Annotated in this window: 25 protein-coding genes; 12 read left to right on the top strand and 13 right to left on the bottom strand. The window is 65.7% G+C overall.

What is annotated here, in order from left to right; translation table 11 throughout:
- Positions 1-80: 80 nt before the first annotated feature.
- The 3 genes from ACZ5R1_RS10990 (at position 81) to ACZ5R1_RS10980 (ending at position 2,294) form a co-directional block, all read left to right on the top strand.
- Positions 81-593: a ferritin-like domain-containing protein gene (locus tag ACZ5R1_RS10990; protein WP_007158447.1), complete on the top strand. Its 513-nt coding sequence runs from the start codon at positions 81-83 to the stop codon at positions 591-593.
- Between the two features lie 39 nt (positions 594-632).
- Positions 633-1,532, top strand: a complete 900-nt coding sequence (locus tag ACZ5R1_RS10985) for a manganese catalase family protein (RefSeq protein ID WP_007158448.1) — start codon at positions 633-635, stop codon at positions 1,530-1,532.
- Between the two features lie 339 nt (positions 1,533-1,871).
- Complete coding sequence (locus tag ACZ5R1_RS10980) at positions 1,872-2,294, top strand: hypothetical protein (protein ID WP_235389917.1); 423 nt, start codon at positions 1,872-1,874, stop codon at positions 2,292-2,294.
- A 46-nt stretch (positions 2,295-2,340) separates the two neighbouring features.
- On the opposite strand, the gene ACZ5R1_RS10975 is transcribed toward ACZ5R1_RS10980, so the two are convergent.
- Positions 2,341-2,940 carry a glutathione S-transferase family protein gene (locus tag ACZ5R1_RS10975; protein ID WP_464713198.1) on the bottom strand — a complete coding sequence of 200 codons (600 nt, stop codon included), beginning with the start codon at positions 2,938-2,940 and terminating at the stop codon, positions 2,341-2,343.
- Position 2,941: 1 nt separating this feature from the next.
- Entirely contained in the window at positions 2,942-4,111 is a 1,170-nt protein-coding gene (locus ACZ5R1_RS10970; RefSeq protein WP_464713197.1) for an aminotransferase-like domain-containing protein, read from the bottom strand.
- Between the two features lie 80 nt (positions 4,112-4,191).
- Here ACZ5R1_RS10970 and ACZ5R1_RS10965 point away from each other — a divergent pair, with 80 nt between their 5' ends.
- The 5 genes from ACZ5R1_RS10965 to ACZ5R1_RS10945 all read left to right on the top strand — a co-directional run bounded on the left by ACZ5R1_RS10965 (position 4,192) and on the right by ACZ5R1_RS10945 (position 8,719).
- Complete coding sequence (locus tag ACZ5R1_RS10965; RefSeq protein ID WP_077172765.1) at positions 4,192-4,674, top strand: MarR family winged helix-turn-helix transcriptional regulator; 483 nt, start codon at positions 4,192-4,194, stop codon at positions 4,672-4,674.
- An 88-nt stretch (positions 4,675-4,762) separates the two neighbouring features.
- Complete coding sequence (locus tag ACZ5R1_RS10960; RefSeq protein WP_042133985.1) at positions 4,763-5,368, top strand: LysE family translocator; 606 nt, start codon at positions 4,763-4,765, stop codon at positions 5,366-5,368.
- A gap of 9 nt (positions 5,369-5,377) precedes the next feature.
- The gene (locus ACZ5R1_RS10955; RefSeq protein WP_464713196.1) at positions 5,378-6,565 is read left to right on the top strand and encodes a benzoate/H(+) symporter BenE family transporter; all 1,188 of its coding nucleotides are present in this window, start codon (positions 5,378-5,380) and stop codon (positions 6,563-6,565) included.
- Positions 6,566-6,620: 55 nt separating this feature from the next.
- Positions 6,621-7,622 (top strand): NADP-dependent oxidoreductase, encoded by a 1,002-nt coding sequence (locus ACZ5R1_RS10950; protein WP_007158455.1) that lies wholly within the window; start codon positions 6,621-6,623, stop codon positions 7,620-7,622.
- A gap of 173 nt (positions 7,623-7,795) precedes the next feature.
- Positions 7,796-8,719, top strand: a complete 924-nt coding sequence (locus ACZ5R1_RS10945; protein ID WP_027599487.1) for a GGDEF domain-containing protein — start codon at positions 7,796-7,798, stop codon at positions 8,717-8,719.
- Between the two features lie 30 nt (positions 8,720-8,749).
- On the opposite strand, the gene rluB is transcribed toward ACZ5R1_RS10945, so the two are convergent.
- The 4 genes from rluB to zwf form a co-directional block, all read right to left on the bottom strand.
- Complete coding sequence (gene rluB / locus ACZ5R1_RS10940; RefSeq protein ID WP_042133979.1) at positions 8,750-9,811, bottom strand: 23S rRNA pseudouridine(2605) synthase RluB; 1,062 nt, start codon at positions 9,809-9,811, stop codon at positions 8,750-8,752.
- A 293-nt stretch (positions 9,812-10,104) separates the two neighbouring features.
- Positions 10,105-10,743: a bifunctional 4-hydroxy-2-oxoglutarate aldolase/2-dehydro-3-deoxy-phosphogluconate aldolase gene (locus ACZ5R1_RS10935; RefSeq protein ID WP_464713195.1), complete on the bottom strand. Its 639-nt coding sequence runs from the start codon at positions 10,741-10,743 to the stop codon at positions 10,105-10,107.
- A 20-nt stretch (positions 10,744-10,763) separates the two neighbouring features.
- A complete protein-coding gene (gene pgl / locus ACZ5R1_RS10930; RefSeq protein ID WP_027599489.1) occupies positions 10,764-11,474 on the bottom strand; it encodes a 6-phosphogluconolactonase in 711 nt (236 codons plus the stop codon).
- Positions 11,461-12,930, bottom strand: a complete 1,470-nt coding sequence (gene zwf / locus ACZ5R1_RS10925) for a glucose-6-phosphate dehydrogenase (RefSeq protein ID WP_027602213.1) — start codon at positions 12,928-12,930, stop codon at positions 11,461-11,463. Before zwf ends, pgl begins: the two co-directional genes overlap by 14 nt.
- 164 nt (positions 12,931-13,094) lie before the next feature.
- Here zwf and ACZ5R1_RS10920 point away from each other — a divergent pair, with 164 nt between their 5' ends.
- Positions 13,095-13,964: a MurR/RpiR family transcriptional regulator gene (locus tag ACZ5R1_RS10920; RefSeq protein WP_007158461.1), complete on the top strand. Its 870-nt coding sequence runs from the start codon at positions 13,095-13,097 to the stop codon at positions 13,962-13,964.
- A gap of 48 nt (positions 13,965-14,012) precedes the next feature.
- Here the strand turns inward: ACZ5R1_RS10920 and ACZ5R1_RS10915 are convergent, their stop codons facing one another.
- The 7 genes from ACZ5R1_RS10915 to ACZ5R1_RS10885 form a co-directional block, all read right to left on the bottom strand.
- Positions 14,013-15,062, bottom strand: a complete 1,050-nt coding sequence (locus ACZ5R1_RS10915) for an AI-2E family transporter (RefSeq protein ID WP_027599490.1) — start codon at positions 15,060-15,062, stop codon at positions 14,013-14,015.
- A gap of 123 nt (positions 15,063-15,185) precedes the next feature.
- Positions 15,186-16,904, bottom strand: coding sequence for a methyl-accepting chemotaxis protein (locus ACZ5R1_RS10910; RefSeq protein ID WP_177411481.1), 1,719 nt, complete (start codon positions 16,902-16,904; stop codon positions 15,186-15,188).
- Between the two features lie 25 nt (positions 16,905-16,929).
- Positions 16,930-18,267 (bottom strand): ATP-binding protein, encoded by a 1,338-nt coding sequence (locus tag ACZ5R1_RS10905; protein ID WP_464713194.1) that lies wholly within the window; start codon positions 18,265-18,267, stop codon positions 16,930-16,932.
- A complete protein-coding gene (locus ACZ5R1_RS10900; protein WP_007158465.1) occupies positions 18,264-18,929 on the bottom strand; it encodes a response regulator transcription factor in 666 nt (221 codons plus the stop codon). Before ACZ5R1_RS10900 ends, ACZ5R1_RS10905 begins: the two co-directional genes overlap by 4 nt.
- Positions 18,930-19,205 carry a PepSY domain-containing protein gene (locus ACZ5R1_RS10895; protein ID WP_007158466.1) on the bottom strand — a complete coding sequence of 92 codons (276 nt, stop codon included), beginning with the start codon at positions 19,203-19,205 and terminating at the stop codon, positions 18,930-18,932.
- A gap of 20 nt (positions 19,206-19,225) precedes the next feature.
- Positions 19,226-19,534, bottom strand: a complete 309-nt coding sequence (locus ACZ5R1_RS10890; protein WP_464713193.1) for a PepSY domain-containing protein — start codon at positions 19,532-19,534, stop codon at positions 19,226-19,228.
- A gap of 73 nt (positions 19,535-19,607) precedes the next feature.
- Positions 19,608-19,865: a DUF3253 domain-containing protein gene (locus ACZ5R1_RS10885; RefSeq protein ID WP_042133966.1), complete on the bottom strand. Its 258-nt coding sequence runs from the start codon at positions 19,863-19,865 to the stop codon at positions 19,608-19,610.
- A 90-nt stretch (positions 19,866-19,955) separates the two neighbouring features.
- On the opposite strand from ACZ5R1_RS10885, the gene ACZ5R1_RS10880 reads away from it, so the two are divergent.
- From ACZ5R1_RS10880 to ACZ5R1_RS10870, 3 genes are all read left to right on the top strand, one after another.
- A complete protein-coding gene (locus tag ACZ5R1_RS10880) occupies positions 19,956-21,053 on the top strand; it encodes a DNA topoisomerase IB (protein ID WP_464713192.1) in 1,098 nt (365 codons plus the stop codon).
- A 267-nt stretch (positions 21,054-21,320) separates the two neighbouring features.
- Complete coding sequence (gene aztA, locus ACZ5R1_RS10875) at positions 21,321-22,055, top strand: zinc ABC transporter ATP-binding protein AztA (protein WP_027602208.1); 735 nt, start codon at positions 21,321-21,323, stop codon at positions 22,053-22,055.
- Positions 22,052-22,921: a metal ABC transporter permease gene (locus tag ACZ5R1_RS10870; protein ID WP_007158472.1), complete on the top strand. Its 870-nt coding sequence runs from the start codon at positions 22,052-22,054 to the stop codon at positions 22,919-22,921. The genes aztA and ACZ5R1_RS10870 overlap by 4 nt, the downstream gene beginning before the upstream one ends.
- The last annotated feature ends 1 nt before the right edge of the window (position 22,922 follow it).

The following is a 22,922-nucleotide window of genomic DNA, read 5'->3' as shown; positions in this document are numbered from 1 at the left end:
GCCACTAATAAGCAGACAGAACGCAATCTGGCGGGGCGCTGCAGCCCGTTGTCGCCACTCTCCACGAGCAGGAGTTTTCCATGACCGCTTCCAAGCAAGACAACCTCATCGATTGGCTGCGTGATGCCCATGCCATGGAGGAACAGGCCGAGAAGATGCTCTCCGCCCAGGCCGCGCGCCTGGAGCACTATCCGCAGTTGCGCCAGCGTATCGAGCAGCACATCCGCGAGACCCAGGAACAGCGGCAGGTGATCGAAGGCTGCCTGAGCCGTCACGGCAGCAGCCCCTCGACCCTCAAGGACATGGGCGGCAAGTTGATGGCGCTGGGCCAGGCCATCGGCGGCGCACCCATGAGCGATGAGGTCATCAAGGGGGCCATCGCCGGCTATGTCTTCGAGAACATCGAAATCGCCACCTACACCACGCTGATCGCGGCCGCTGCCGAGATCGGCGACAGCGAAACGCAGCAGGCCTGCGAACGCATCCTCGAACAGGAGAAGGCCATGGCGGCCTGGCTGCTGGAAGACCTGCCCGCCACCACCCGCGCCTTCCTGGAACGCTCCGCCGACCCCGATCTGACCGCGAAGCGCTGAAACGCCCGAGTTATACCGTGACTAGCCCCTGGAGGTCACATGTTCGTCCATAACAAGCGACTGCAATACACCGTGCGCGTGTCCGAACCCAATCCCGGTCTCGCCAACCTGATGCTGGAGCAATTCGGCGGTCCCCAAGGCGAACTCGCCGCCGCCATGCGCTACTTCACCCAGGCGATAGCCGAACTCGACCCGGGCCGCAAGGACATGCTGTTCGACATCGCCACCGAAGAACTCAGCCACCTGGAAATCATCGGTTCGATGATCGCCATGCTGAACAAGGGCGCCAAGGGCGACCTGGCGGAAAAGACCCAGGAAGAAGCGGACATGTACCGCTCCCTGACCGGTGCCGGCAATGACTCCCACCTCACCCAGATCCTCTACGGTGGCGGCCCGCAACTGATCAACTCGGGCGGGGTGCCCTGGACCGCGGCCTACATCGACACCGTCGGCGAGCCGACCATCGACCTGCGATCCAATATCGCCGCCGAGGCCCGGGCCAAGATCGTCTACGAGCGCCTGATCAACGTCACCGACGATGCCGGCATCAAGGATACCCTGAGCTTTCTGATGACCCGCGAGATCGCGCACCAGAAGTCCTTCGAGAACGCGCTGCACTCCATCCAGCCCAATTTCCCCCAGGGCAAGATGCCACCGCGGCCGGAATTCGCCAGCGTCTACTACAACATGTCGCAAGGCGAAGGCGATATGCGCGGTCCCTGGAACCAGGGTCAGGACTGGGAGTTCGTGGAACAGCCCAGCCCCGCCGTGGACGGCGGCGACGGCCTGGCCAGCGTCAAGCTGCCGCCGATGCAGGCCAAGGCGGTCGAACAGCTCGCGACCCGCACCATGTCGGACCCGAATGCTGCACCGGTAACGGGTGCCGATCTGGGCGCCGGCCTGGCCAAGCAACTCGACAAGAACCGCCTGGAAGAGTGATGTCTAGGCGACGGCGCCCATCGGGCGTCGTCGCCCTCCCCTCGGCCCGATGACCTTTCGTCGGCCCGCTTGCGCGCGCTGCGCTTCCGCACGAACCTGGCCAATTGCCATCGGTCCTACTGCCGTCATCGTAGTAGGGAAAGCCCTGATGGAAGATTATCTCCTGGCGTTTGCCATGGTCGCCCTGACCGCCCTGTTCATAGGTCTCACTACCGTCGGTCTGGTGGAATTCACCTGATGGCGCTTTGCCGCCTTTCGCGCTGAACATTTGTCCGGCGGTGCAGTCTGCCGCTGTGCATTGATGCCATCACGTTGTATGACGTAGCCAGGGACGCCACCATGAAACGCCACGCTTACGCCTTAGCCCTCGTTGCAGCCGCCGTCTGCAGCGCCCCCGTTTTCGCCATGGATCAGGATGCCCTGCAATTCGAGCAGGCCAGCATGGTCGCCTTCAAGAGCTGTGCGAATAAGGCGGTGATCGCCGGAACCCGCATCGGCGATACGGCTCGCTTCTCCGATACCGACAGCTGTGTCGTCCAGGCACTGTCGCAGATCGAGCCGGCCTATCAGAAGGCCCTCACCTCCCTGCAGAACAACGGCACCGCCCGCCGCTGCCTGCAGACCTACTACAGCAACTGGCTGACGCTGATGAAATCCCTGCCGGAGCTGCAGTCCAAGCCACCGTCCTCCGTGCTGCTGACCGCCAACGGTGGCGAGCGCCGCCTCAACCAGTACTGGCAGTTCGTGGTCAGCGCTCGCTGATCACGTCCGAGCGTCCCGCGGGGAGCCCTGGCTCCCCGCTCGCGTTTCAGCCGATGGCGATATGCCCCGGCTGCGCCGCTACCCGCGCCAGCCAGGCCTGGATGGCCGGATAGTCGTCCAGGCTGAAGCCGCCTTCGTGGGCGACGTGGGTGTAGGCATAGAGCGCGATATCGGCGATCGAGTAGTCCTCGCCGACCAGGAAGGGCGTGCGCTGCAACTGCTGCTCCATCACCCGCAAGGCCTTGTAGCCGCGCACCAGGCAGACCTCGTACTCCTCCCGGCGCTCCGCCGGCAGCCCCTGGTAGAGCTGGATGAAACGCGCCACCGCCACATAGGGTTCGTGACTGTACTGCTCGAAGAATTGCCACTGCAGCACCTGGGTCCGCAGCCGCGGCTCGCTGGGCAGGAAGCGCGTGCCGTCGGCGAGGAAGTTGAGGATGGCATTGGATTCCCACAGGCAGGTGCCGTCTTCCAGCTCCAGCACCGGAATCTTGCCGTTGGGATTCTTCGCCAAAAAGGCTTCGCTCTGCGTCTCGCCGGCGAGGATATCGACCTCGTGCCAGCGATACTCCAGGCCGAGCAGGTGCAGCATCAGCACCGCCTTGTAGCAGTTGCCGGAACGACGATCGCCATAGACCTGATACATCTCACAGCTCCTTGTCATGGGGGGTGGCTTCCCGGATCACGCTGGCCAGGCGCGCAAGGCCCGTGTCCAGCCGCTCGGGCAGCACATGACTGAAATTGAGCCGCAGCAGACCGCGGTGACGATCCGGTTCGGCGAAGAATGGCTCGCCCGGCATGAAGGCGACGTCCTGCGCCAGGGCGGCATCCAGCAGCGTACGGGTATCCAGGGGCGTTTTCAGCCGTAACCAGAAGAACAGTCCACCCTGGGGAATCTGCCAGTCGGCGATGTCGCTGAAGTGTCGCGTCAGCGCCCGCGCGAAGCCATCGCGACGCTTACGGTAGAAGGTCCTTACCTCCTCCAGGTGCCGGGCATAGCGCTCACTACCAAGCCATTGCAGCACCTGCCACTGGCTCATGCGGCAGGTGTGCAGATCGGCCGCCTGCTTGAGCGCCCGCAGGGGCTTGAGCAATTCAGGCGAGGCGATCAGGTAGCCCACGCGCAGGCCGGGCAGCAGCGTCTTGGACAGGCTGCCGGTGTGAATCCAGGCGCTGCGCCGGAGTTGGCCGCACAGCGGCCGCGCCGGCGCGCCGTCGTAGCTGAGTTCGCGATAGGGCTCGTCCTCGACCAGGGTCACGCCGTACTCGTCCAGCAGGGCTGCCACCGCCGCACGGTTGGCTGCGGAATAGCGCACCCCGGAAGGATTCTGGAAGGTCGGGATCAGATAGGCGAAGGCCGGGCGTCGCTCTTCCAGGCGCAGGCGCAAGGCCTCCAGGTCCAGCCCCTCCGGCGTCAGGCTGACCTCCAGGCACTCGGCGCCAAAGAACTGGAAGCTCTGCAGCGCCGCCAGGTAGGTGGGGCCTTCCACCAGTACCGGGGTGCTGACATCGAGATAGAGCTTGGCGATCAGATCCAGGGCCTGCTGCGAACCCGTGGTCACCAGCACCTGGTCCGCCGTGCAGTCCAGGCCATAGGCGCGGGCCTGGGCGGCGATGGCCTCGCGCAGCGCCGGCTCGCCCTCGCTCATGCCGTACTGACCCAGGCCGGCCGGCATCGTGCTCCAGTCCACCGTTGGCAGGCAGCGCTCGGCCGGCAGTCCTCCGGCGAAGGACATCACCTCCGGGCGCTGCGCCGCTGCCAGGATGTCGCGGATCAGGCTGCTCTTGAGTCGGGTCACCCGTTCGGAAAATGCCATCTGCCCTCCTGTGGCCCGTGGCCTGGTAATGAGTCAAACTACTTGACCGACCCTAATCCACTCCGGAAAGACAAGTCAATATGCTTGACCTAAATCAGACCTCCCAACAGCGCCTGGTCATGGAGACCTTCTTCTTCGGTTATCAGGCGTTCACCGCCAAGGCCGACGACATGCTGGCGCGGCGCGGCCTGAGCCGGGTCCACCAGCGCATCCTGTTCTTCATCGCGCGCGAGCCGGGCCTGAGCAACAAGGCGCTGCTGGAGGTGCTCAACGTCAGCAAGCAGGCGTTGAACATTCCGCTGCGGCAGTTGCTGGAGATGCAACTGGTGGCCATGGAGACGGATGCCGCAGACAAGCGCAAGCGACGGCTATCCCTGACCCGGGGTGGCGCCGCCCTGGAGCAGACCCTGAGACGTGAACAGATGCGCCTGGTGCAGGCGGCGCTGGCTTCGGCGGGAGCGGACGCGGCCGAGGGCTGGCTGGCGTTCAATCAGGCCCTGGCCGGCCGCCAGGAGAGCGAAACCGAAAGCCAGGACAGTTTGACCCCTTCGGTCGACTCCTGAAAACTGTACCGCTGGTTCGCGGCCTTGGTGTACGGATACCGGCCCGAGCGGCCTGGCTAAGCTGGCGCAAAGCCCAGGGATGCCCCTCATGACCGTCGAACTGCTCTCCGCCTTCATGCTCTTCGCCTTCGTCTCCTCCGCCACGCCCGGCCCCAACAACATGATGCTGCTGGCGTCGGGAGTGAATTTCGGCTTTCGGCGGACCCTGCCGCACATGTTCGGCATCAGCCTGGGCCACATGCTGCTGGTCATCTGCACCGGCCTCGGCCTGGGTCAGCTGTTCGTGCTCTATCCGCCGCTGCAGATCGCCTTGCGGGTCATTGGCGGCGCCTACCTGCTGTATCTGGCCTGGAAGCTGGCCACCGCCTCTGCCCCCACGCCGCGCGAATCGGGCAGCGGCAAGCCCTTCGGCTTCTTCCAGGCAGCAGCCTTTCAATGGGTGAACCCCAAGGCCTGGGTGATGGCCATCGGCGCGGTCACCGCCTATATTCCGGCCGAGAACTTCACCGCCAACCTGTTGCTGGTTGCCCTGCTCTTCGCCCTGATCAACCTGCCCAGCGTCAGCCTCTGGACGCTGTTCGGCATGGGCCTGCGCCGTCTGCTCAGCAGCCCGGCACGGCTGCGGCTGTTCAACTGGAGCATGGCCCTGCTGCTGGTGCTGTCCCTCTATCCCATCCTGTTCGGCCATCACTGAGGTTTTTCGATGCACGCGGCTCCGCAACGCCTTTCCCCGCTGGCCGATACCTCGCCCGCCGCCGTGGTCGCCGGCTTCGTCGCCATGCTGGTGGGCTACACCAGTTCCCTGGTGCTGATGTTCCAGGCCGGCCAGAATGCCGGCCTGAGCAGCGGACAGATCTCCTCCTGGATCTGGGCACTGTCCATCGGCATGGCGCTGACCACCATCGGCCTGTCGCTGAAATACCGCACCCCCATCGTCATCGCCTGGTCGACCCCGGGCGCCGCGCTGCTGGTCACCAGCCTGCCGTCGGTGCCCTACAGCGACGCCATCGGCGCCTTTGTCCTCTGCGCCGTGCTGCTCGCCCTCTGCGGTCTCACCGGCAGCGTCGACCGCCTGCTGCGCCGGGTCCCGCCGGCGCTGGCCGCCGCTCTGCTGGCCGGCATCCTCTTTCGCATCGGCATCGAGATCTGCACCGCGGCCCAGCACCAGACCGCGCTGGTGCTGGGCATGGCCCTGGCCTATCTGGTGGCCAAGCGGCTGTGGCCGCTCTATTGCGTGCTGGTCGCCCTGGTGGCTGGCCTGTTGCTGGCCGCCGGGCTGGGCCTGCTGGACTTCCACGGCCTGCGCCTGGAGTTGGCGGTGCCGGTATGGACCACCCCGACCTTTTCCCTGGCCGCCACCATCGGCATCGCCATCCCGCTGTTCGTGGTGGCCATGGCGTCGCAGAACATGCCCGGTATCGCCGTGCTGCGCACCGATGGCTACGCGGTCCCGGCCTCGCCGCTGATCGCCACCACCGGCCTCGCCTCGCTGCTGCTGGCACCCTTCGGCTCCCATGGCATCAACCTGGCGGCCATCAGCGCGGCGATCTGCACCGGTCCCCAGGCCCATGAGGACGCCAGCAAGCGCTATACCGCGGCGGTCTGGTGCGGACTCTTCTATGGCATCGCCGGGCTGTTCGGCGCCACCCTGGCAGCGCTGTTCGCCTCGCTGCCAGGCGAACTGGTGATCTCGGTAGCCGCCCTGGCGCTGCTCGGCTCCATCATGAACGGCCTGCACGGCGCCCTCGCCGACCCCGGCCAGCGCGAACCGGCACTCATCACCTTTCTGGTCACCGCCTCGGGCCTGACCCTGGCCGGCATCGGCTCGGCCTTCTGGGGCCTGGTCGCCGGTCTTTTGGCCAGTTTGCTACTGACCGCACGCCGCCGTTAGAACCCGCGCCCCTCCTGACGGGTCGGAACTGGATCCTTCCCGTCAGGAGAACACCATGTCCCGTACCAATCGCCAATTCCTGCTCGCCAAACGCCCCTCCGGCGAACCCACCGCCGACACCTTCGAGCGCGTCGAGCAGCCGATCGGCGAACCCGGCGCCGGTCAGGTGCTTATCAAGAATCTGTACCTTTCCCTCGACCCGGCCATGCGCGGCTGGATGAACGAGGGCAAGTCCTATATCAAGCCCATCGGCATCGGCGAGGTCATTCGCGCCCTGGGCGTCGGCGAGGTGGTGGCGTCCAACCACCCGGACTTCAAGGTGGGCGATACCGTCAATGGCATGCTCGGCATCCAGGACTATTACCTGGGCGAGCCCCAGGGCTTCTACAAGGTGGACCCCAGCAAGGCCAGCCTGCCCCAGTACCTTTCCGTGCTTGGCATGACCGGCCTGACCGCCTACTTCGGCCTGCTGGAGGTCGGCGAGCCCAAGGCCGGCCAGACCATCGTGGTCTCCGGCGCCGCCGGCGCGGTGGGCAGCATGGTCGGCCAGATCGGCAAGCTCAAGGCCTGCCATGTGGTGGGCATCGCCGGTGGCGCGGAGAAATGCCGCTATCTGATCGAGGAGCTCGGCTTCGACGCCGCCATCGACTACAAGGCCGAACCGGACCTCGCAGCCGCCCTGCAGCGCGAGTGCCCCAACGGCATCGACGTCTATTTCGACAACGTCGGCGGTCCGACCCTCGACGCGGTGCTGGCGCAGATCAATTTCCGCGCACGGGTGGTGCTCTGCGGCGCCATCAGTCAGTACAACAGCGACAAGGTGCAGGGCCCGCAGAACTATCTGGCGCTGCTTAGCAATCGCGCGCGCATGGAAGGGTTCATCGTGCTCGACCACGCGGCTCGCTATGCCGAGGCGCAGAAGCAGTTGGCGATCTGGCTGGCCGACGGCCAGCTCAAATCCCGCGAGCATGTGGTGGAAGGCCTGGACACCTTCCCCGAGACCCTGATGAAGCTGTTCTCCGGCGAGAACTTCGGCAAGCTAGTACTCAAGGTATAGGCCACGCGTCGGAAAGTCGTCACGAGCGGGTCGCGAAAGCGTCCCGCCTGGCTTCCAGGCGTCAACTTACAGACGGCCAATCGCCACCATACGCCTAAGTCATTGATTTTACTGCCACTGAAAGACTGGCACGCTTCTCGCTGTAGAGGGACTATCCGCCAAGGAGAACAGGCATGGTCCCGCCCTCGTCCAACACCATCAATCTCGATCGCGCTCGCCAGCAGCGCAACGCCAACCTGGCTGCCCCCGCCCGCGACAGCGATCCGGCGGTGCTGGGCGCACTGCGTCAGCGGCTGCTCAGCGTCCTGCAGACCTCGCTGGAGCTCGAACGGGTCCTGCAACTCTTCCGGCAGGAGGTGGATACCCTAGTGGACCTGCCCGGCCTCACCTACCGACATGCCGCGGAAGACGTGGCCATCGGCCTGGGCGAAGAACAGGGTCATCAGGTGCACTATCACCTGAGCCAGGGGGACCTGCGTCTGGGCGATCTGACCTTCTACCGTCAGGAGCGCTTCCAGGACAGCGAACTCGGGGCGCTGGAATACCTGCTCGGCAGCCTGCTGTTTCCCCTGCGCAACGCCCTGCTCTACCGCGAGGCCCAGAACAACGCCCTGCGCGATGCCTTGACCGGTGTCGGCAATCGCAGCGCCCTGGATCGTGCCCTGGTGCGGGAACTGGAACTCGCCCGCCGCACCCAGCAGCCGCTGTCGCTGCTGATGCTGGACCTGGATCACTTCAAGCGCATCAACGACAGATTCGGCCACAGCGTCGGTGACGACGTGCTGCGCCAGACCGCCCGCACCCTCGGCAACAGCCTGAGAAGCATGGACATGGTCTTTCGCTTTGGCGGCGAGGAATTCTGTGTACTGCTGTCGGCCACTGGCCATGAAGCGGCGCATATCGTGGCGGAACGCCTGAGAGCGGCGGTGGAGGCCCAGTCGGAGACCGCCGGTGCCATCCCCTTGCCGGTCACCCTGAGCCTGGGCCTGGCGACCCTGCGCGACGTCGAGTCTCCGCGCTGCCTGCTGCTGCGCGCGGATCGCGCCCTCTATCAGGCCAAGGCCGAAGGCCGCAATCGATTCTGCAGCCTGGCCTAGCGGTCGCCTGGGACCAGGCGACCTCTCTGCTTAGCGGCGACCGCCCTTGCCGGTACCGCCACCACTCGGACCACGACGCGGGGCGATGCCCGGCGAGGTACGGCCCTTGCTGACCGGCTTGCGGCCCATTTCGCTGGGACGCTCGGCCACGGCCGACCCCTGGGGCTTGCCGGTCTTGCCCGTCTTGTTGAGCTTGTTGCGCGAACCCCGACCGGCATCGATCGGCCGCGCCGTCTTGCGCTGCTGACGCTCGAGCTTTTCCTTGGTCTTGCCGCCCATGGACGGCAGCGCCACCGGCGGCAGGCCGACTTCGCCCGCGAGGATGTCGATCTCCCCCTGGGTCATCTCGCGCCAGCGCCCGACCGGCAGATCGCTGGTCATGAACACCGGACCGAAACGTACGCGCTTCAACCGGCTCACCACCAGGCCCTGGGATTCCCACAGCCTGCGGACTTCGCGGTTGCGACCTTCCATCACCACGCAATGGAACCAGTGGTTGAAGCCGTCGCCTTCCGGCGCCTGCTGGACATCGGTGAAGCGCGCCGGGCCGTCTTCGAGGATCACCCCGTTCTTCAGGCGCAGCAGCATCTCTTCGGTCACCTCGCCCCGTACCCGTACCGCGTACTCGCGGTCCATCTGGTAGGACGGGTGCATCAGCCGGTTGGCCAGTTCGCCATCGGTGGTGAACAGCAGCAGGCCGGTGGTGTTGATGTCCAGGCGACCGACATTGATCCAGCGGCCCTGCTTGGGCTTGGGCAGGCGGTCGAAGACGGTGGGTCGGCCTTCGGGATCGTCACGGGTGCAGATCTCGCCTTCGGGCTTGTTATAGATCAGCACGCGGCGTACCACTTCCTCGGCCTGGTCGCGCTTGAGCAGGCGACCGTCCACCGCGATGGCGTCCTTGGGCATGACGCGCAGGCCCAGGGGCGCGACCACGCCGTTGACCTTGATGCGGCCTTCGCCGATCCAGGCCTCGACGTCGCGACGAGAGCCGACGCCCAGGCGCGACAGCACCTTCTGCAGCTTTTCGCCAGCCGGCGCGGGTGCGCTTTCTTCGAGGATTTCGTTTGGGGGATTCTTGTCGAGGGTCATCAGGCACCTCCCGGTGTAGTGGACGACAAAGGCGCCACGGAACGGGCGCCAGGAAAAAGACAGGGGCGCATGATAGCGCCCCTGCTCGCGCCAGCCTAGCGAGTGTGGTGTCTCAGAAGTTGACTGCACAATTTTGGCGGCGCTTTTTCGGCTATGGCGGCGTTGCCACTCCTCGCCATAGCCCTGCTATGACTCGTACCGGCGCCTAGCCATAGCCAAAAAATCACTCGCCAATTCTTGCGCGAACTTCAGAGACACCGCACTAGCCTGGCGGGTGACGGATGGCCGCAGTGTCAGTCCAGTGTGGCCAGGGCCTCGCGGCACAGCTGCTCGACGCGGGTCCAGTCCTTGGCCTTCACCACATCGCCGGGCAGCATCCAGCTGCCGCCGACGCACAGCAGGTTGGGCTGCTGGAAGTAGCTCTTCACATTGCCCGGGTTGACGCCGCCGGTGGGGCAGAACTTGAGTTCGGCGAAGGGACCGGCAAAGGCCTTGAGCGCATCGACGCCGCCATAGACGTTGGCGGGAAACAGCTTGAAGCGGCGATACCCCAGGCGGTAGGCCTGCATGATCTCCGAGGGCGTGGCGATGCCGGGCAGCAGCGGGATGGGCGCCGCTACCCCGGCCTGGAGGATTTCCTCGGTGGTGCCCGGGGTGACGATGAACTGGGCGCCGGCCTCGACCGCGGCATCGAACATCCGCACGTCCAGCACGGTGCCCACACCGACATCCAGCTCGGGACGTTCCTGGCGCAGCAGGCGCACCGCGTCCAGCCCGTGGGCCGACCTCAGGGTGATTTCCAGGGCGGTCAGTCCCCCCGCAGCCATGGCGTCGGCGAACGGCAGCACGTCAGCGGGATCGTTGATCACGATCACCGGCAGGATCCGCGCGCGGGCGCACAGGGCATCTAGGGTCGCGATCTTGTTCTGCATGTCCAAAACTCAACTCCTCGTCAGGGGCACCAAAAGACGACCAGGGGTTCGCGCAGGAACGCCTTGATCGGAGTGGCCAGCTCGTCGCCCTCGGCCAGAGCGGTTTCCAGCACCTGTCGCTTGCCTGCGCCCTGGATGGCGAGGATCTGTTGCCGCGCGCGGCTCAGGTAGGCACGGCTCAGAGTGATGCGGGTCTGGGGCGCGGACGGTGCCACGCCGGGAAAGCTGAGGCGCTCGCTGGCCGGATCCAGGGCCTCTTCCAGGCCGGGACTGCCGGGGAACAGCGAGGCGGTATGGGCGTCGTCACCCATGCCCAGCACCAGCACATCGGGCGTCGCCAGGGCGTCGCGCAGCCGGGCTTCGGTCAGGGCCATGCCCTCTTCCGTGGAGCTGGCCGGGCTGTAGAGGTCGACGAAGCCGGCCGCGGCGGCAGGCCCCTGGAACAGGTGCTTGCGCAGCAGGCCGGCATTGCTGTCCGGATGGTCACCGGGTACCCAGCGCTCGTCCGCCAGGGTCACCAGCACCTTGGACCAGTCCAGCTCGGCCTGGGCCAGGCGCTCCAGAAAGGGCACCGGACTGCGACCGCCGGAGACGATCAGCAGCGCCTCGCCGCGGGCCGCCAGGGCTTCGCGCAGCGCGGTGGTGACGGTCTCGGCCAGCGTCGCCGCGTGGGCGTCGCGGTCAGGCAGTTCGCGCAGGGTCACGCCCTGCCCCAGATCAGACGTCGCCATACCAGGATCTCCCGTCTCGTGCGATCAGTGCGATGGAGGTCAGCGGACCCCAGCTGCCGGCGGCATAGGACTTGGGCGAATCACCCATCTTCGACCAGCCATCCATCAGCTGGTCGCACCATTTCCAGGCCGCTTCGATCTCGTCCTTACGGACGAACAGCGACTGGTTGCCCTGCATGACTTCCAGCAGCAGTCGCTCATAGGCATCCGGCGTACGCAGGTGCTTGAAGGTCTCGGAGAAGTTGAGCTGCAGCGGACCGCTGCGCAGCTGCATGCCCTTGCGCAGGCCCTGATCCTTGCTCATCACCTGCAGCGAGATGCCTTCGTCCGGCTGGATGCGGATGATCAGGCGGTTGCTGATCAGGCTGCGCTGCTCGGGAGCGAAGATGTAGTGCGGTGGCTCCTTGAAATGGATGACGATCTGCGACAGCTTCTGCGGCATGCGCTTGCCGGTGCGCAGATAGAAAGGCACCCCGGACCAGCGCCAGTTGCGGATATCGGCGCGGATGGCGACAAAGGTCTCGGTGCGGCTCTCGGTGTTGGAATTGGGCTCTTCCAGATAGCCCGGCACCGGCTTGCCGTCGCTGTAGCCGGAGGTGTACTGACCCAGGACCACCCGACTGGCGAGCTGGTCGGCGGTGATGGGCTCCAGGGCCTTGAGGACCTTGACCTTCTCGTCGCGGATGCTGTCGGCGGAAAGATCCGCCGGCGGATCCATGGCGGTCAGGCAGAGCAGTTGCAGCAGGTGGTTCTGCACCATGTCGCGCAGCTGGCCGGCCTGGTCGAAGTAGCCCCAGCGACCCTCGATGCCCACCTTCTCGGCCACGGTGATCTCCACGTGGGAGATGTAGTTCTGGTTCCACTGGGTCTCGAACAGGCTGTTGGCGAAACGCAGGGCGATGAGGTTCTGGACGGTTTCCTTGCCCAGGTAGTGGTCGATACGATAGACGCGGTCTTCGGGAAAGAAGCGCGCCACGGCATCGTTGACCACCTTGGAGGATTCCAGGTCGTAGCCGATGGGCTTTTCCATCACCACCCGGGTGCGCTCGCACAGGCCGACGGCGGCGAGGTTCTCGCAGATGGCGCTGTAGACCAGCGCCGGGGTGGCGAAATAGGCGATCAGCGGCGACGTCTCACCCACATCCTCGGCAAGTCCCGTATAGTCTTCGCGATTGCGGAAATCGATGGCGCGATAGCCGAGACGACCACGCATCCGGGTCCATACCGCTTCGTCCCAATCGGCCTTGGGCACATAGTGGCGCAGGCGCTCCTCGATGTGTTCCAGCTGCTTGACCCCATCGCCCTGGTCACGCGCCAGCGCCATGATGCGGGTATCCTCGTGCAGCAGACCTTCACGATCCAGCTGATACAGGGCAGGGAAAAGTTTGCGCAGAGCCAGGTCGCCCAACGCGCCGAAGATTGCCAGGGTACAGGGTAGAACTCGGACGCCAGCCATAAATATTCGTTCTTTTACTTAAAGTTTGAGATATTCCAGCACCATCATAGGGGAGCCGGGGCGATTCGCGTAGTCTTTATATTAAAAAATACGGCGCAGGGGTAAGCCCGGCCCACACCTTTTATAGCCTTAGGATAGAGGCACAACAACCACTAGGAGTTCTCATGGATCGTGCCAGCACCCTGCTGCAAACCATCCAGACCCGTATCGGCGAACTCAACCGCGCAGAACGCAAGGTCGCCGAGGTCATCCTGCAGAATCCCCGGCAGGCCACCCGCTACACCATCGCCGCCCTGGCCCAGGCGGCCCAGGTCAGCGAGCCCACCGTCAACCGCTTCTGCCGTTCCCTGGGCGTGAGCGGCTATCCGGAAATGAAGATCCAGCTGGCGCAAAGCATCGCCAGTGGCGCGGTCTATGTCAGCCAGGCGGTGGAAGCCAACGACGAACCCGAGGCCTACGCGGAAAAGATCTTCAGCAGCACCATCGCCTCGCTGGACAGCGCCCGCCAGCGGCTGGACGCCCGCACGGTGGATCGCGCGGTCGACCTGATGATCCAGGCGCGGCAGATCCACTTTTTCGGTCTCGGTGCCTCGGCGCCCGTGGCCCTCGACGCCCAGCACAAGTTCTTTCGCTTCAACATGGCGGTGTCGGCGCATTCGGACGTCCTGATGCAGCGGATGCTCGCCTCCATCGCCAGGACCGGCGATCTCTTCGTGATCATCTCCTACACCGGCCGCACCCGGGAACTGGTGGACGTGGCCAAGCTGGCCCGCGACAACGGCGCCTCGGTGCTCGGCCTCACCGCCAGCAACACCCCGCTGGCCAAGGTCTGCACCCACAGCCTGGACATTCCGCTGCCGGAAGACACCGATATCTACATGCCCATGACCTCGCGGATCATCCAGCTCACCGTGCTGGACATCCTGGCTACCGGGGTCACGCTCAAGCGCGGCGTGGATTTCCAGCCGCACCTGCGCAAGGTCAAGGAAAGTCTGGTCGCGACCCGCTACCCCTCGGAGCCCGACCAAGGCTGACGCGCCCTGCCCGTTCGTGTGCTCCAGTCCCCTGGAGCACGTCGCTCATCAAATATCGTCGCGGTGGCTGAACAGGTCCCAGGTCGACATGAACAGCGCGGCGATCAGCGGGCCGATGACGAAGCCGTTGAGGCCGAACAGCGACATGCCGCCGATGGTGGAGATCAGCACCACGTAGTCGGGCATCTTGGTGTCCTTGCCGACCAGGATGGGGCGCAGCAGGTTGTCCACCAGGCCGATCACCACCACGGCGAAGACGATCAGGATCACGCCCTTGATCACCGCTCCCGTGGCCAGGAAGTAGATGGCCACCGGCACCCAGATCAGCGCCGAGCCGACCGCGGGCAGCAGCGAGAGGAAGGCCATCAGGGTGCCCCAGAGCACCGCGCCCTGCACACCCAGTACGCCGAGGATGAAGCCGCCCAAGGCGCCCTGCACCACGGCCACGATGATGTTGCCCTTGACCGTGGCGCGCACCACGGCGGTGAACTTGGCCATCAGGCTGCGCTTGTGCATGTCGCTCAGCGGAATGGCCTTGCGGATCAGCGCCACCAGCTGCGAACCGTCGCGCAGCAGGAAGAACAGTAGATAGAGCATCACGCCGAAGCCGATCAGGAACTGGAAGGTGCCCTGCCCGAAGCTGAAGGCCTGGGTGGCTACCCACTGGCTGCCCTGCATGGCACCAGCGGAGAGCTTCTGGCGGATGCCGTCCAGGTCACCGGCACCAAAGCGCTGCAGGACGCTGCGTACCGAATCCGGCAAGGCGCCCCAGATCTGCTGGTAGTACTGGCCGAAGTTAAGCTGACCGCTGCTGATCTGCTGATACAGCAGCGAGCCTTCCTGGACCAGGGAAATGGCGATGAACACCACCGGCAGGATGACGATGAGCAGGATCACGAACAGGGTGCAGAGCGCCCCGAGGTTGCGCCTGTTGTTGAAGCGGCGGACGAACCAGCGCTGCAGCGGGGCGAACAGGATGGCGAGGATGGCGCCCCAGAACACCGCCCCCAGGAACGGGGTGAGGATCCAGACGAAGGCCAGCGAGACCACCACCAGCAGGATCAGGAACGTCTTGTTTTCCAGCCGAGCACTTTTCATTGGCTTTCGCGATTCCAAACAAGGATGACAGGCCTTGCTTAGAGCCTCGGAAGCCGTGGGGTTCCCGTGAGCACCCCCAACTCGACCTGAAGAGGCGCGCCGGAGAACCCGACGCGCCAGCGATCATACACGGAACTGGCGAACCAATCCGTCCAACCGCTCGCCCAGACCGACCATTCCGGCGGTACTCTGGGCACCCTGTTGAGCCCCCTGGGCCATGCTGTCCACGGCACCGGCGATGGTATGGACGCTGCGATTGATCTCCTCCGCCACCGCTGTCTGCTCTTCCGCCGCACTGGCGATCTGGGTGTTCATGGCATTGATGGTGGCGATCAATTCGCTGATGGCAGCCAGGGCTGTCCCCGCCTGCTCGGCCTGGGCCGTAGTGGCCTCGCCCATGCCCCCCGAGCGCTCCATGGCTCCCACCGCACGGCCAGTGGCCTGCTGCAGACGATCGATCATGCCCTGGATTTCCTGGGTGCTCTGCTGCGTCCGGCTGGCCAGCGCGCGTACTTCGTCGGCGACCACGGCGAAACCGCGCCCGGCTTCACCGGCCCGGGCCGCTTCGATGGCGGCGTTGAGTGCCAACAGATTGGTCTGTTCGGCGATGGCGCGGATCACGTCCAGTACGCCGACGATGGCGCCGACGTCCTGCTTGAGGCCATCGAGGGAGACGCTGCTCTGGCGTACCTCCTCGACCAGCTCGTGGATGCGCGCCACGCTGGTGGCCACCGTCTCCCGGGCCAGCCGGCCCTTCTCCTCGGTCTGGCGGGTGGCTTCGGAGGCCCGCAGGGCGCTGCTCGCCACCTCCTGTGCCGCGGCGGACATCTGGTTGATGGCGGTCGCCACCTGATCGGTTTCGCTGCGCTGACGCTGCATGTCGCGATCGGTGCGCTGGGCCTGCTGGGCCACATCGTCAAGCAGACCGGTGAACTGGTGGGTGATGTCGACGACCTGGGCGATGGTGCCCTGGATGCGATCGACGAAGCGATTGAAGGCAGCGGCGAGTTCACCGATCTCGTCGCGACCGTTGACCGGCAGGCGGCGGGTCAGATCACCCTCGCCGGCTGCGATGTCATCGAGGTTCTCGCGAATCTGCGCCAGGGGCCTGAGGGTCCGGGCGGCAAAAAGTTGCGCGGCGATACCTATCACCACCAGCAGCACGCCGGAGGTACCGAAGATCAGCCAGAGCTGGTCCTGGGTACGCTTGGCGACCTGGTCGGCCACGGCGGCGACCTCGGCCTCCACGCCATCCAGGTTCACCGCGGAACCGATCACCAGATCCCACTTGGGCAGGTAGTCGGTATAGGCGAGCTTGGGCACCAGCACGTCCTTGTTGCCCGGCAGCGAAGAGCTGTAGCGACTGAAATGCGAGCCATCCTTGCCGACCCGGACCAGTTCTTGGTTGAGGTAGACGCCGCTGGGATCGCGATTGTCCTTGAAGCTCTTGCCGATCCCGGCCGGGTCGTTGCCCTTGAACAGGCGGACCACGTTGGAATCGTAGCCGAAGATATAGCCATCCTTGCCGTAGCTGATGGCGGACAGCAGGCGGATGGCCTCCTGGCGCGCCTCGGTATCACCCGCGGCGGCCTTGTCGTACAGCGGCTTGACCACGGTCATGGCCGCTTCCACGGTGTTCTGCAGGCCGTTGCGACTCTGCACCATCAGTCGCTCGCGGGCATCGGCGACGTCCTTGAGCGCCTGCTCGTGCAAGACCCAGTAAGACAGACCACCCAGCACGAGCGTGAACAGGCAGACGGGCAGGACCGCCAGTAAGGTGACTTTAAGTTTGAGGCTCACGAGGTTCTCCTTGTTCGCAAGAGCTGATGCCGTTATCGGCATCGCGCTGCAGAACTTGACCGAGAAGTCACCTCGTAGACGCTGTGCGCACCGGCGCCGGAAGGCAGATGACCACCGCCAGCCCACCCAGCCGGGAAGTCTCAAGGACGAGGGTTCCAGCGCAACCTTCGACGATGTCCTTGGCGATTCCCAGCCCCAGGCCATGGCCGGCCACCGCCTCGTCCAGTCGGGAACCCCGCTCGAGGATGGCCGCGCGCTGCGCCTCCGGCACGCCGGGGCCGTCGTCCTCGATCCGGATCAGATAACCCTCTTCCCGCTGCGCCACCTCCAGCCGAACCTGCCGATCCGCCCACTTGCCGGCGTTGTCCAGCAGGGTACCGAACAGCTCCAGAAGGTCTTCCCGGTCCCAGGGCAGGCGCAGTCCTTCGGGCAGATGGCAGTCGAACCGCTGGTGCTCGCCATGCAGGCGATTGAGCAGCCGGCAGAGCTCGCGCAGTTCGGCGGCATCCAGATGAGCGCCTGGCAGGGCCTCGCCGGCCAGCCGGGCGCGGCGCAACTCCCGCTCCAGCCGCTGGCGGATACGCGCCAGTTGCTCGCGCAAGACCTCGCGCTGCTCGGGCAGTGCCTGGAGCTCGGGACGCTCGGCCAGGCTGGTGAGCACCGCCAGCGGCGTCTTGAGCGCATGCCCCAGGTTGCCGATGCCATGCCGCGCGCGCTTCAGGCCGTCCTCGGTATGGCGCAGCAAGGCGTTCATCTCCTCCACCAGCGGCGCAAGCTCGATGGGCATGCCGGCGTCCAGCGTCGAACGGCGCCCCTGATGCAGCTGGGCGATCTGCTCGCGCACCTGGTCCAGCGGGCGCAGTGCCCGGCGCACGATCAGCCGTTGCAGCAGAAGGACCAGCAGCAGGGTCGCCAGCCCCAGCAGGGCACCGAACGCGAGGATGCGCGTCAGGTTGGTCAACAGCGGGTTGTAGTCGTCGGCCACCACGACCCGTACCGTCTGGCCATAGCGCTGGTAGTCAGCGCGGTAGGTGAGCAATCGCTGGCCGCTGGGGCCGTCCGCCAGGGTCTCGCTCAGGCCACTCCTGGGCGGCGCTTCCAGTTGCGCGTCCCACAGCGAACGCGAGCGCCAGCGGATATCCAGCACCGGGATCTCGATGAGGAAATAGCGACCGGACAGCGGGCGGGTGTAGAGGCTGCCCAGGCGCCCCTCGTCCAGTTGCAGGCCATGGGGCCCGCGTACCAGGGCAGCGAGCAGATTTTCCGTCTCGCCGCGCAGCCCGGTCTCCAGATAGCGGCGCAAGGCATGGTCCACCAGCCAGGCGCCCCCGAGGACCAGCACCAGGCCCGCCACCAGCAGAATGGCCACCAGCCCGACTCTGAGGCGGGCCTGGATGGACCTCAATCGACACCGCCCAGGCGATAGCCCTGGCCGCGCCGCGTCTCGATGACTTCCCGCCCCAGCTTGCGCCGCAGGTGATTGACGTGCACCTCGATGACATTGGAGTCGCGCTCGCTCTCGCCGTCGTAGAGGTGGTCGTTCAGGCGCGTCTTGGAGAGGATCTGCCCGGGATGCAGCAGGAAACAGCGCAGCAGACGGAATTCCGCGGCGCTCAGGGAGATGGTTTCGCTGCCACGCACCACGCACTGGCGCGCCTCGTCCAGCGCGAGTCCGGCGGCCTGCAGGAGCGGCTGGTTGGCCACGCCGCGAACCCGCCGCAGCAAGGCGGCGATGCGCAGGCCCAGCTCTTCGGGGTGAAAGGGTTTGGTGAGGTAGTCGTCGGCACCGGCCTTGAGACCGTCGATGCGCTCCGCCCAGCTGTCGCGGGCGGTCAGGATCAGGACCGGCGTCGCCAGCGCCTTTGCGCGCCACTCGCTGAGCACCTCGAGCCCTGGCCGCCCCGGCAGGCCGAGATCGAGCACGATGAGGTCATAGGGCTCCTGAGCACCCTGCCAGGCGGCGTCGCGGCCATCGGCGAGCCAGTCCACGGCATAGCCCTGGCGGGCAAGGAACGCCGAAATTTCGTCGGCCAGGGCGACATCGTCTTCCACCAGCAACAGGCGCATCTAGTCGTCCACCTCGTCCTTCATGATGGCGCCATCCATCGCGCCGATTTCCAATTCGCGGACGACATCGCCGACGAGGATCTCGATCTCGTAGCGATACTGACCGTCTTCTTCTTCCAGTTCGGCTTCCAGCAGCCGAGCCTGGGGATAGCGTTCGTTCACCCGCTGCAAGAGGGTCTCCAGCGGGCGGATAACCCCCTCCTTGCGCAGCTTGAGGGCCTCGTCCTGATCCAGGTCGCGGGCCTGGATCAGCGGCGAGACGCTGCCGAGCAGCAAGAGTCCGGCGAGGACAACGGTCAGTCGTCGCGCTGATCTTTCAGGACTTCGCCGGTGGTGGCGTCGAGTTCCAGATCCCATTTCACACCTTTGGGGTCACGCAGTTCCAGTTGATAGATGTAGCGACCGTATTCTTCTTCCAGTTCGGTCTCGTGGGTGGTCGAGCCCGGATGCTTGGCGATGGCGGCCTGGTTGAGCACCTCGAAGCTCTTGATCTTGCCGCTGTCACGCAGCTTGAGGGCTTCGTCGCGGCCGAGATCGCGGGCCTGGGCAACGCCCATACCGGTGAGCAAGAGGGTGGCGGTCGCAAGGGCGGTAAGCTTTTTCATGGTGATGCCTCTGGTTGCTGTCTGAACGGTTTCCAGAGTAGCCATCGGCCATTAATCGAAACTTAAACGCCGCTTAAGCCAAGCTTAATCGGATCGGACCGCGCCAGGTCGCTTCGGTATCAAGGACCTCGCCCTTCTGCGTCACCCGTAGTTGGCCTGCGCGAGCCAGCTCCCGTGCCACCTCGCGCAGGGGCTCCATCAGTGGTCGCCAGTCCGCCGCAAGGTCGCGCGCAACTTCCGAAGGACAGAAGGTGGTCCCTGGGCGGCGCGCCCGTGCCTTGGCCAGCAAGGCTTCGCGCAACTGTGCGTCGGTCGGCTCGAGCGCTGTCATGAGAACCGGGTCCTGTTTCCTGGAGTCCACCGTTTCGACCAGGAAATCGTCGGTGCAGTCATGACCTCTCGCTCGAAACCCTCCAAAATAATGCAACGCCTCGCCCAGACCGACCTGCCCATCCCCGCCGATGAGCGTGACGACACCGGTACCGCCCTCTGCACCCCCCTGCCGCCCGACCTCAACTACGTCGACGACAGCCAGCCGGGTCTGAGCCGGCGCAAGCCGCGTGGCAAATGGGCCTACTTCACTCCCGCTGGCGAGCGCATCCGCGACCAGGCGGAAGTCGAGCGGATCAACAAGCTGGCCATCCCGCCGGCCTATACCGACGTCTGGATCTGTCCGGACGCCAACGGCCATCTGCAGGCTACCGGACGCGACGCCCGCGGTCGCAAGCAGTATCGCTACCACCCGCGCTGGCGCGAGATCCGTGATACCGACAAGTACGAGCGGATGCTGGCCTTCGGGCAGGCCCTGCCCAAGCTGCGGCAGCGGGTGGAAGAGGATCTCGCCCGCCGCGGCCTCTGTCGGGAAAAGGTCATGGCCACGGTCATCAGCCTGCTCGACGCGACCCTGATCCGGGTCGGCAACGCCCAGTATGCCAAGAGCAACAAGTCCTATGGCCTTACCACGCTGCGCAACCGGCACGCCGAGGTGCATGGCAATACCATCGCCTTCCACTTCCGCGGCAAGAGCGGGGTGGAGCACGACATCAAGGTCAGCGATCCGCGGCTGGCGCGCACCGTGAAGAAGTGCCTGGAGCTGCCCGGCCAGCACCTTTTTCAGTATGTGGACGGTGATGGCGAACGCCATACCGTGACCTCGTCGGACGTCAACGCCTACCTGCACGAACTCACCGGCGCCGACTTCACCGCCAAGGACTATCGCACCTGGGCGGGCAGCGCCCTTGCCCTGGAAGCCTTGCGCGAATTGCGCTGCGAGACCCAGACCGATGCCAAGAAGGAACTGGTGGACATGGTCAAGGCGGTTTCCCGCACCCTGGGCAATACCCCGGCGGTCTGCCGCAAGTGCTACATCCATCCCGGGGTGCTGGATGCCTTCCTCGCCGGTGACCTCTGCACCCTGCCCAAACCGCGCAAGCGCAAGGGGCTGAAGGAAGAAGAGGTGCTGCTGCTCAACTTCCTGCAACGGCTGGAAGAGCGGATGGCGGAGACCCAGGCGGCCTGACAGGGTCGCGCCCTTCCCTGCCTCTTGCTTGGGGCAGGGAACATTCTGCGGCAAAACCCGACCCTGCTGGCCTAGCGTGATTCATCCCGCGCGCACTGATGACGCTACTGCATTTGTTATGTTATAACTTTTACACGTTATCCAAGGCTCGATCATGGCATCCCCGCGCGCTTCCCTTCTACTGCTCTCCGTACCCGCCCGCCTGCTGCTCGCCAGCATTCCCCTGGTCGCCCTGTGGCTGGCCGTGCTCTGGGCGGTCGCCCTGCCATGAGCGCGGCCATCGAACTCCAGGACCTGACCCTGGCCTATCAGCGACATCCGGCCATCCATCATCTCAGTGGCTGCTTCCGGACCGGCAGCCTCACCGCCATCGTCGGCCCCAATGGCGCCGGCAAGTCCACCCTGCTCAAGGCCATCGCCGGCACCCTGAGACCCGTCAGTGGCCGGGTCAGCCGCGCGGTGCCGCAACGCCGTCTGGGCTACCTGCCGCAGGCCGCCGAGATCGACCGCAGCTTTCCCCTCAGCGTGCTGGAAACCGTGGTGCTGGGCGCCTGGCGCGGCCTGGGCCTCTGGCGCGGGGTGACCGCCGCCCACCGGGAGGAAGCGGCCAGGGCGCTGCAGGCGGTCGGTCTCGAAGGCCTGGAGGACCGCCTGGTCGGCGCCCTCTCGTCCGGGCAATTCCAGCGGGTACTGTTCGCCCGCCTGCTGTTGCAGGACGCTCCCGTGCTGCTGCTGGACGAGCCCTTCACCGCCATCGATGCGCGCACCACTGCGGACCTGCTGACCATCGTCCGCCGCTGGCATGGCCAGGGCCGCACGGTAATCGCCGTGCTGCACGACCTGGAGCAGGTTCGCCAGCACTTTCCCGAGACCCTGCTGCTGGCCCGGGAGGCCATCGCCTGGGGCGACACCGATCAGGTGCTGGTCAGCGAGCATCTGGCCCGCGCGCGCAATCTCGCCGAACGCTGGGACGCCAACGCGGCGGTCTGTGAACGCGCATGACCCTCTATCAATTTCTCGTCGAACCCTTCGTCGAATTCGGCTTCATGCGCCGCGCCCTGGTGGCCTGCCTGGCCCTGGCGCTGGGCGCCGGTCCGGTGGGTGTCCTGCTGATGCTCAGGCGCATGAGTCTGGTAGGCGATGCCATGAGTCATGCCGTGCTGCCAGGCGCAGCCCTGGGCTTCATGGTCGCCGGGCTGTCGCTGCCGGCCATGGGCATCGGCGGAATGCTCGCCGGCCTGCTGGTGGCCGGTCTCGCCGGCCTGGTCAGCCGCTTCACCAGCCAGCGCGAGGATGCCAGCTTCGCCAGCTTCTATCTGATGTCCCTGGCCGCCGGGGTGCTGATCGTGTCACTGCACGGCTCCAGCGTGGATCTGCTGCACGTGCTGTTCGGCACCATCCTGGCCATCGACGCCACGGCGCTCTATCTGGTCGCCGGCATCGCCACCCTGTCGCTGCTGGTGCTGGCGGTGATCTACCGGCCGCTGGCGCTGGAGTGCTTCGATCCGGGCTTCCTGCGCGCCGTGGGTGGTCGCGGTTCGCTCTATCACCTGCTGTTTTTGCTGCTGGTGGTGCTCAACCTGGTCGCCGGCTTCCAGGCCCTGGGCACCCTGATGGCGGTGGGTCTGATGATGCTGCCGGCCACCGCGGCGCGCTTCTGGGCCAACAGCCTGCCCGGGCTGATGGCGGTAGCCAGCCTGATCGCCAGCCTCAGCGGCCTGATCGGCCTGGTGCTGTCCTACCACCTTGGCTGCGCCTCGGGTCCGGCCATCGTCCTCACTGCGGGTGGCTGCTACCTCCTGTCCCTGCTGTTCGGTCGCCTGGGTCTCTACCGGCGACTGCGCCCCCGCCCCCACCTCACCCACTGAA

Source organism: Pseudomonas sp. Pso3 (assembly GCF_055393275.1).
Note: the sequence above shows the minus strand (reverse complement) of the source record. Positions and strands in the feature narration are given on the sequence as shown.

Excerpts from the sequence above, each read along its gene's own strand:
- ACZ5R1_RS10990 (WP_007158447.1), top strand. The coding sequence starts at position 81 with ATGACCGCTTCCAAGCAAGACAACCTCATCGATTGGCTGCGTGATGCC.
- ACZ5R1_RS10985 (WP_007158448.1), top strand. The coding sequence starts at position 633 with ATGTTCGTCCATAACAAGCGACTGCAATACACCGTGCGCGTGTCCGAA.
- ACZ5R1_RS10980 (WP_235389917.1), top strand. The coding sequence starts at position 1,872 with ATGAAACGCCACGCTTACGCCTTAGCCCTCGTTGCAGCCGCCGTCTGC.
- ACZ5R1_RS10975 (WP_464713198.1), bottom strand. The coding sequence starts at position 2,940 with ATGTATCAGGTCTATGGCGATCGTCGTTCCGGCAACTGCTACAAGGCG.
- ACZ5R1_RS10970 (WP_464713197.1), bottom strand. The coding sequence starts at position 4,111 with ATGGCATTTTCCGAACGGGTGACCCGACTCAAGAGCAGCCTGATCCGC.
- ACZ5R1_RS10965 (WP_077172765.1), top strand. The coding sequence starts at position 4,192 with ATGCTTGACCTAAATCAGACCTCCCAACAGCGCCTGGTCATGGAGACC.
- ACZ5R1_RS10960 (WP_042133985.1), top strand. The coding sequence starts at position 4,763 with ATGACCGTCGAACTGCTCTCCGCCTTCATGCTCTTCGCCTTCGTCTCC.
- ACZ5R1_RS10955 (WP_464713196.1), top strand. The coding sequence starts at position 5,378 with ATGCACGCGGCTCCGCAACGCCTTTCCCCGCTGGCCGATACCTCGCCC.
- ACZ5R1_RS10950 (WP_007158455.1), top strand. The coding sequence starts at position 6,621 with ATGTCCCGTACCAATCGCCAATTCCTGCTCGCCAAACGCCCCTCCGGC.
- ACZ5R1_RS10945 (WP_027599487.1), top strand. The coding sequence starts at position 7,796 with ATGGTCCCGCCCTCGTCCAACACCATCAATCTCGATCGCGCTCGCCAG.
- rluB (WP_042133979.1), bottom strand. The coding sequence starts at position 9,811 with ATGACCCTCGACAAGAATCCCCCAAACGAAATCCTCGAAGAAAGCGCA.
- ACZ5R1_RS10935 (WP_464713195.1), bottom strand. The coding sequence starts at position 10,743 with ATGCAGAACAAGATCGCGACCCTAGATGCCCTGTGCGCCCGCGCGCGG.
- pgl (WP_027599489.1), bottom strand. The coding sequence starts at position 11,474 with ATGGCGACGTCTGATCTGGGGCAGGGCGTGACCCTGCGCGAACTGCCT.
- zwf (WP_027602213.1), bottom strand. The coding sequence starts at position 12,930 with ATGGCTGGCGTCCGAGTTCTACCCTGTACCCTGGCAATCTTCGGCGCG.
- ACZ5R1_RS10920 (WP_007158461.1), top strand. The coding sequence starts at position 13,095 with ATGGATCGTGCCAGCACCCTGCTGCAAACCATCCAGACCCGTATCGGC.
- ACZ5R1_RS10915 (WP_027599490.1), bottom strand. The coding sequence starts at position 15,062 with ATGAAAAGTGCTCGGCTGGAAAACAAGACGTTCCTGATCCTGCTGGTG.
- ACZ5R1_RS10910 (WP_177411481.1), bottom strand. The coding sequence starts at position 16,904 with ATGCCGATAACGGCATCAGCTCTTGCGAACAAGGAGAACCTCGTGAGC.
- ACZ5R1_RS10900 (WP_007158465.1), bottom strand. The coding sequence starts at position 18,929 with ATGCGCCTGTTGCTGGTGGAAGACGATGTCGCCCTGGCCGACGAAATT.
- ACZ5R1_RS10890 (WP_464713193.1), bottom strand. The coding sequence starts at position 19,534 with ATGAAAAAGCTTACCGCCCTTGCGACCGCCACCCTCTTGCTCACCGGT.
- ACZ5R1_RS10885 (WP_042133966.1), bottom strand. The coding sequence starts at position 19,865 with ATGACAGCGCTCGAGCCGACCGACGCACAGTTGCGCGAAGCCTTGCTG.
- ACZ5R1_RS10880 (WP_464713192.1), top strand. The coding sequence starts at position 19,956 with ATGCAACGCCTCGCCCAGACCGACCTGCCCATCCCCGCCGATGAGCGT.
- aztA (WP_027602208.1), top strand. The coding sequence starts at position 21,321 with ATGAGCGCGGCCATCGAACTCCAGGACCTGACCCTGGCCTATCAGCGA.
- ACZ5R1_RS10870 (WP_007158472.1), top strand. The coding sequence starts at position 22,052 with ATGACCCTCTATCAATTTCTCGTCGAACCCTTCGTCGAATTCGGCTTC.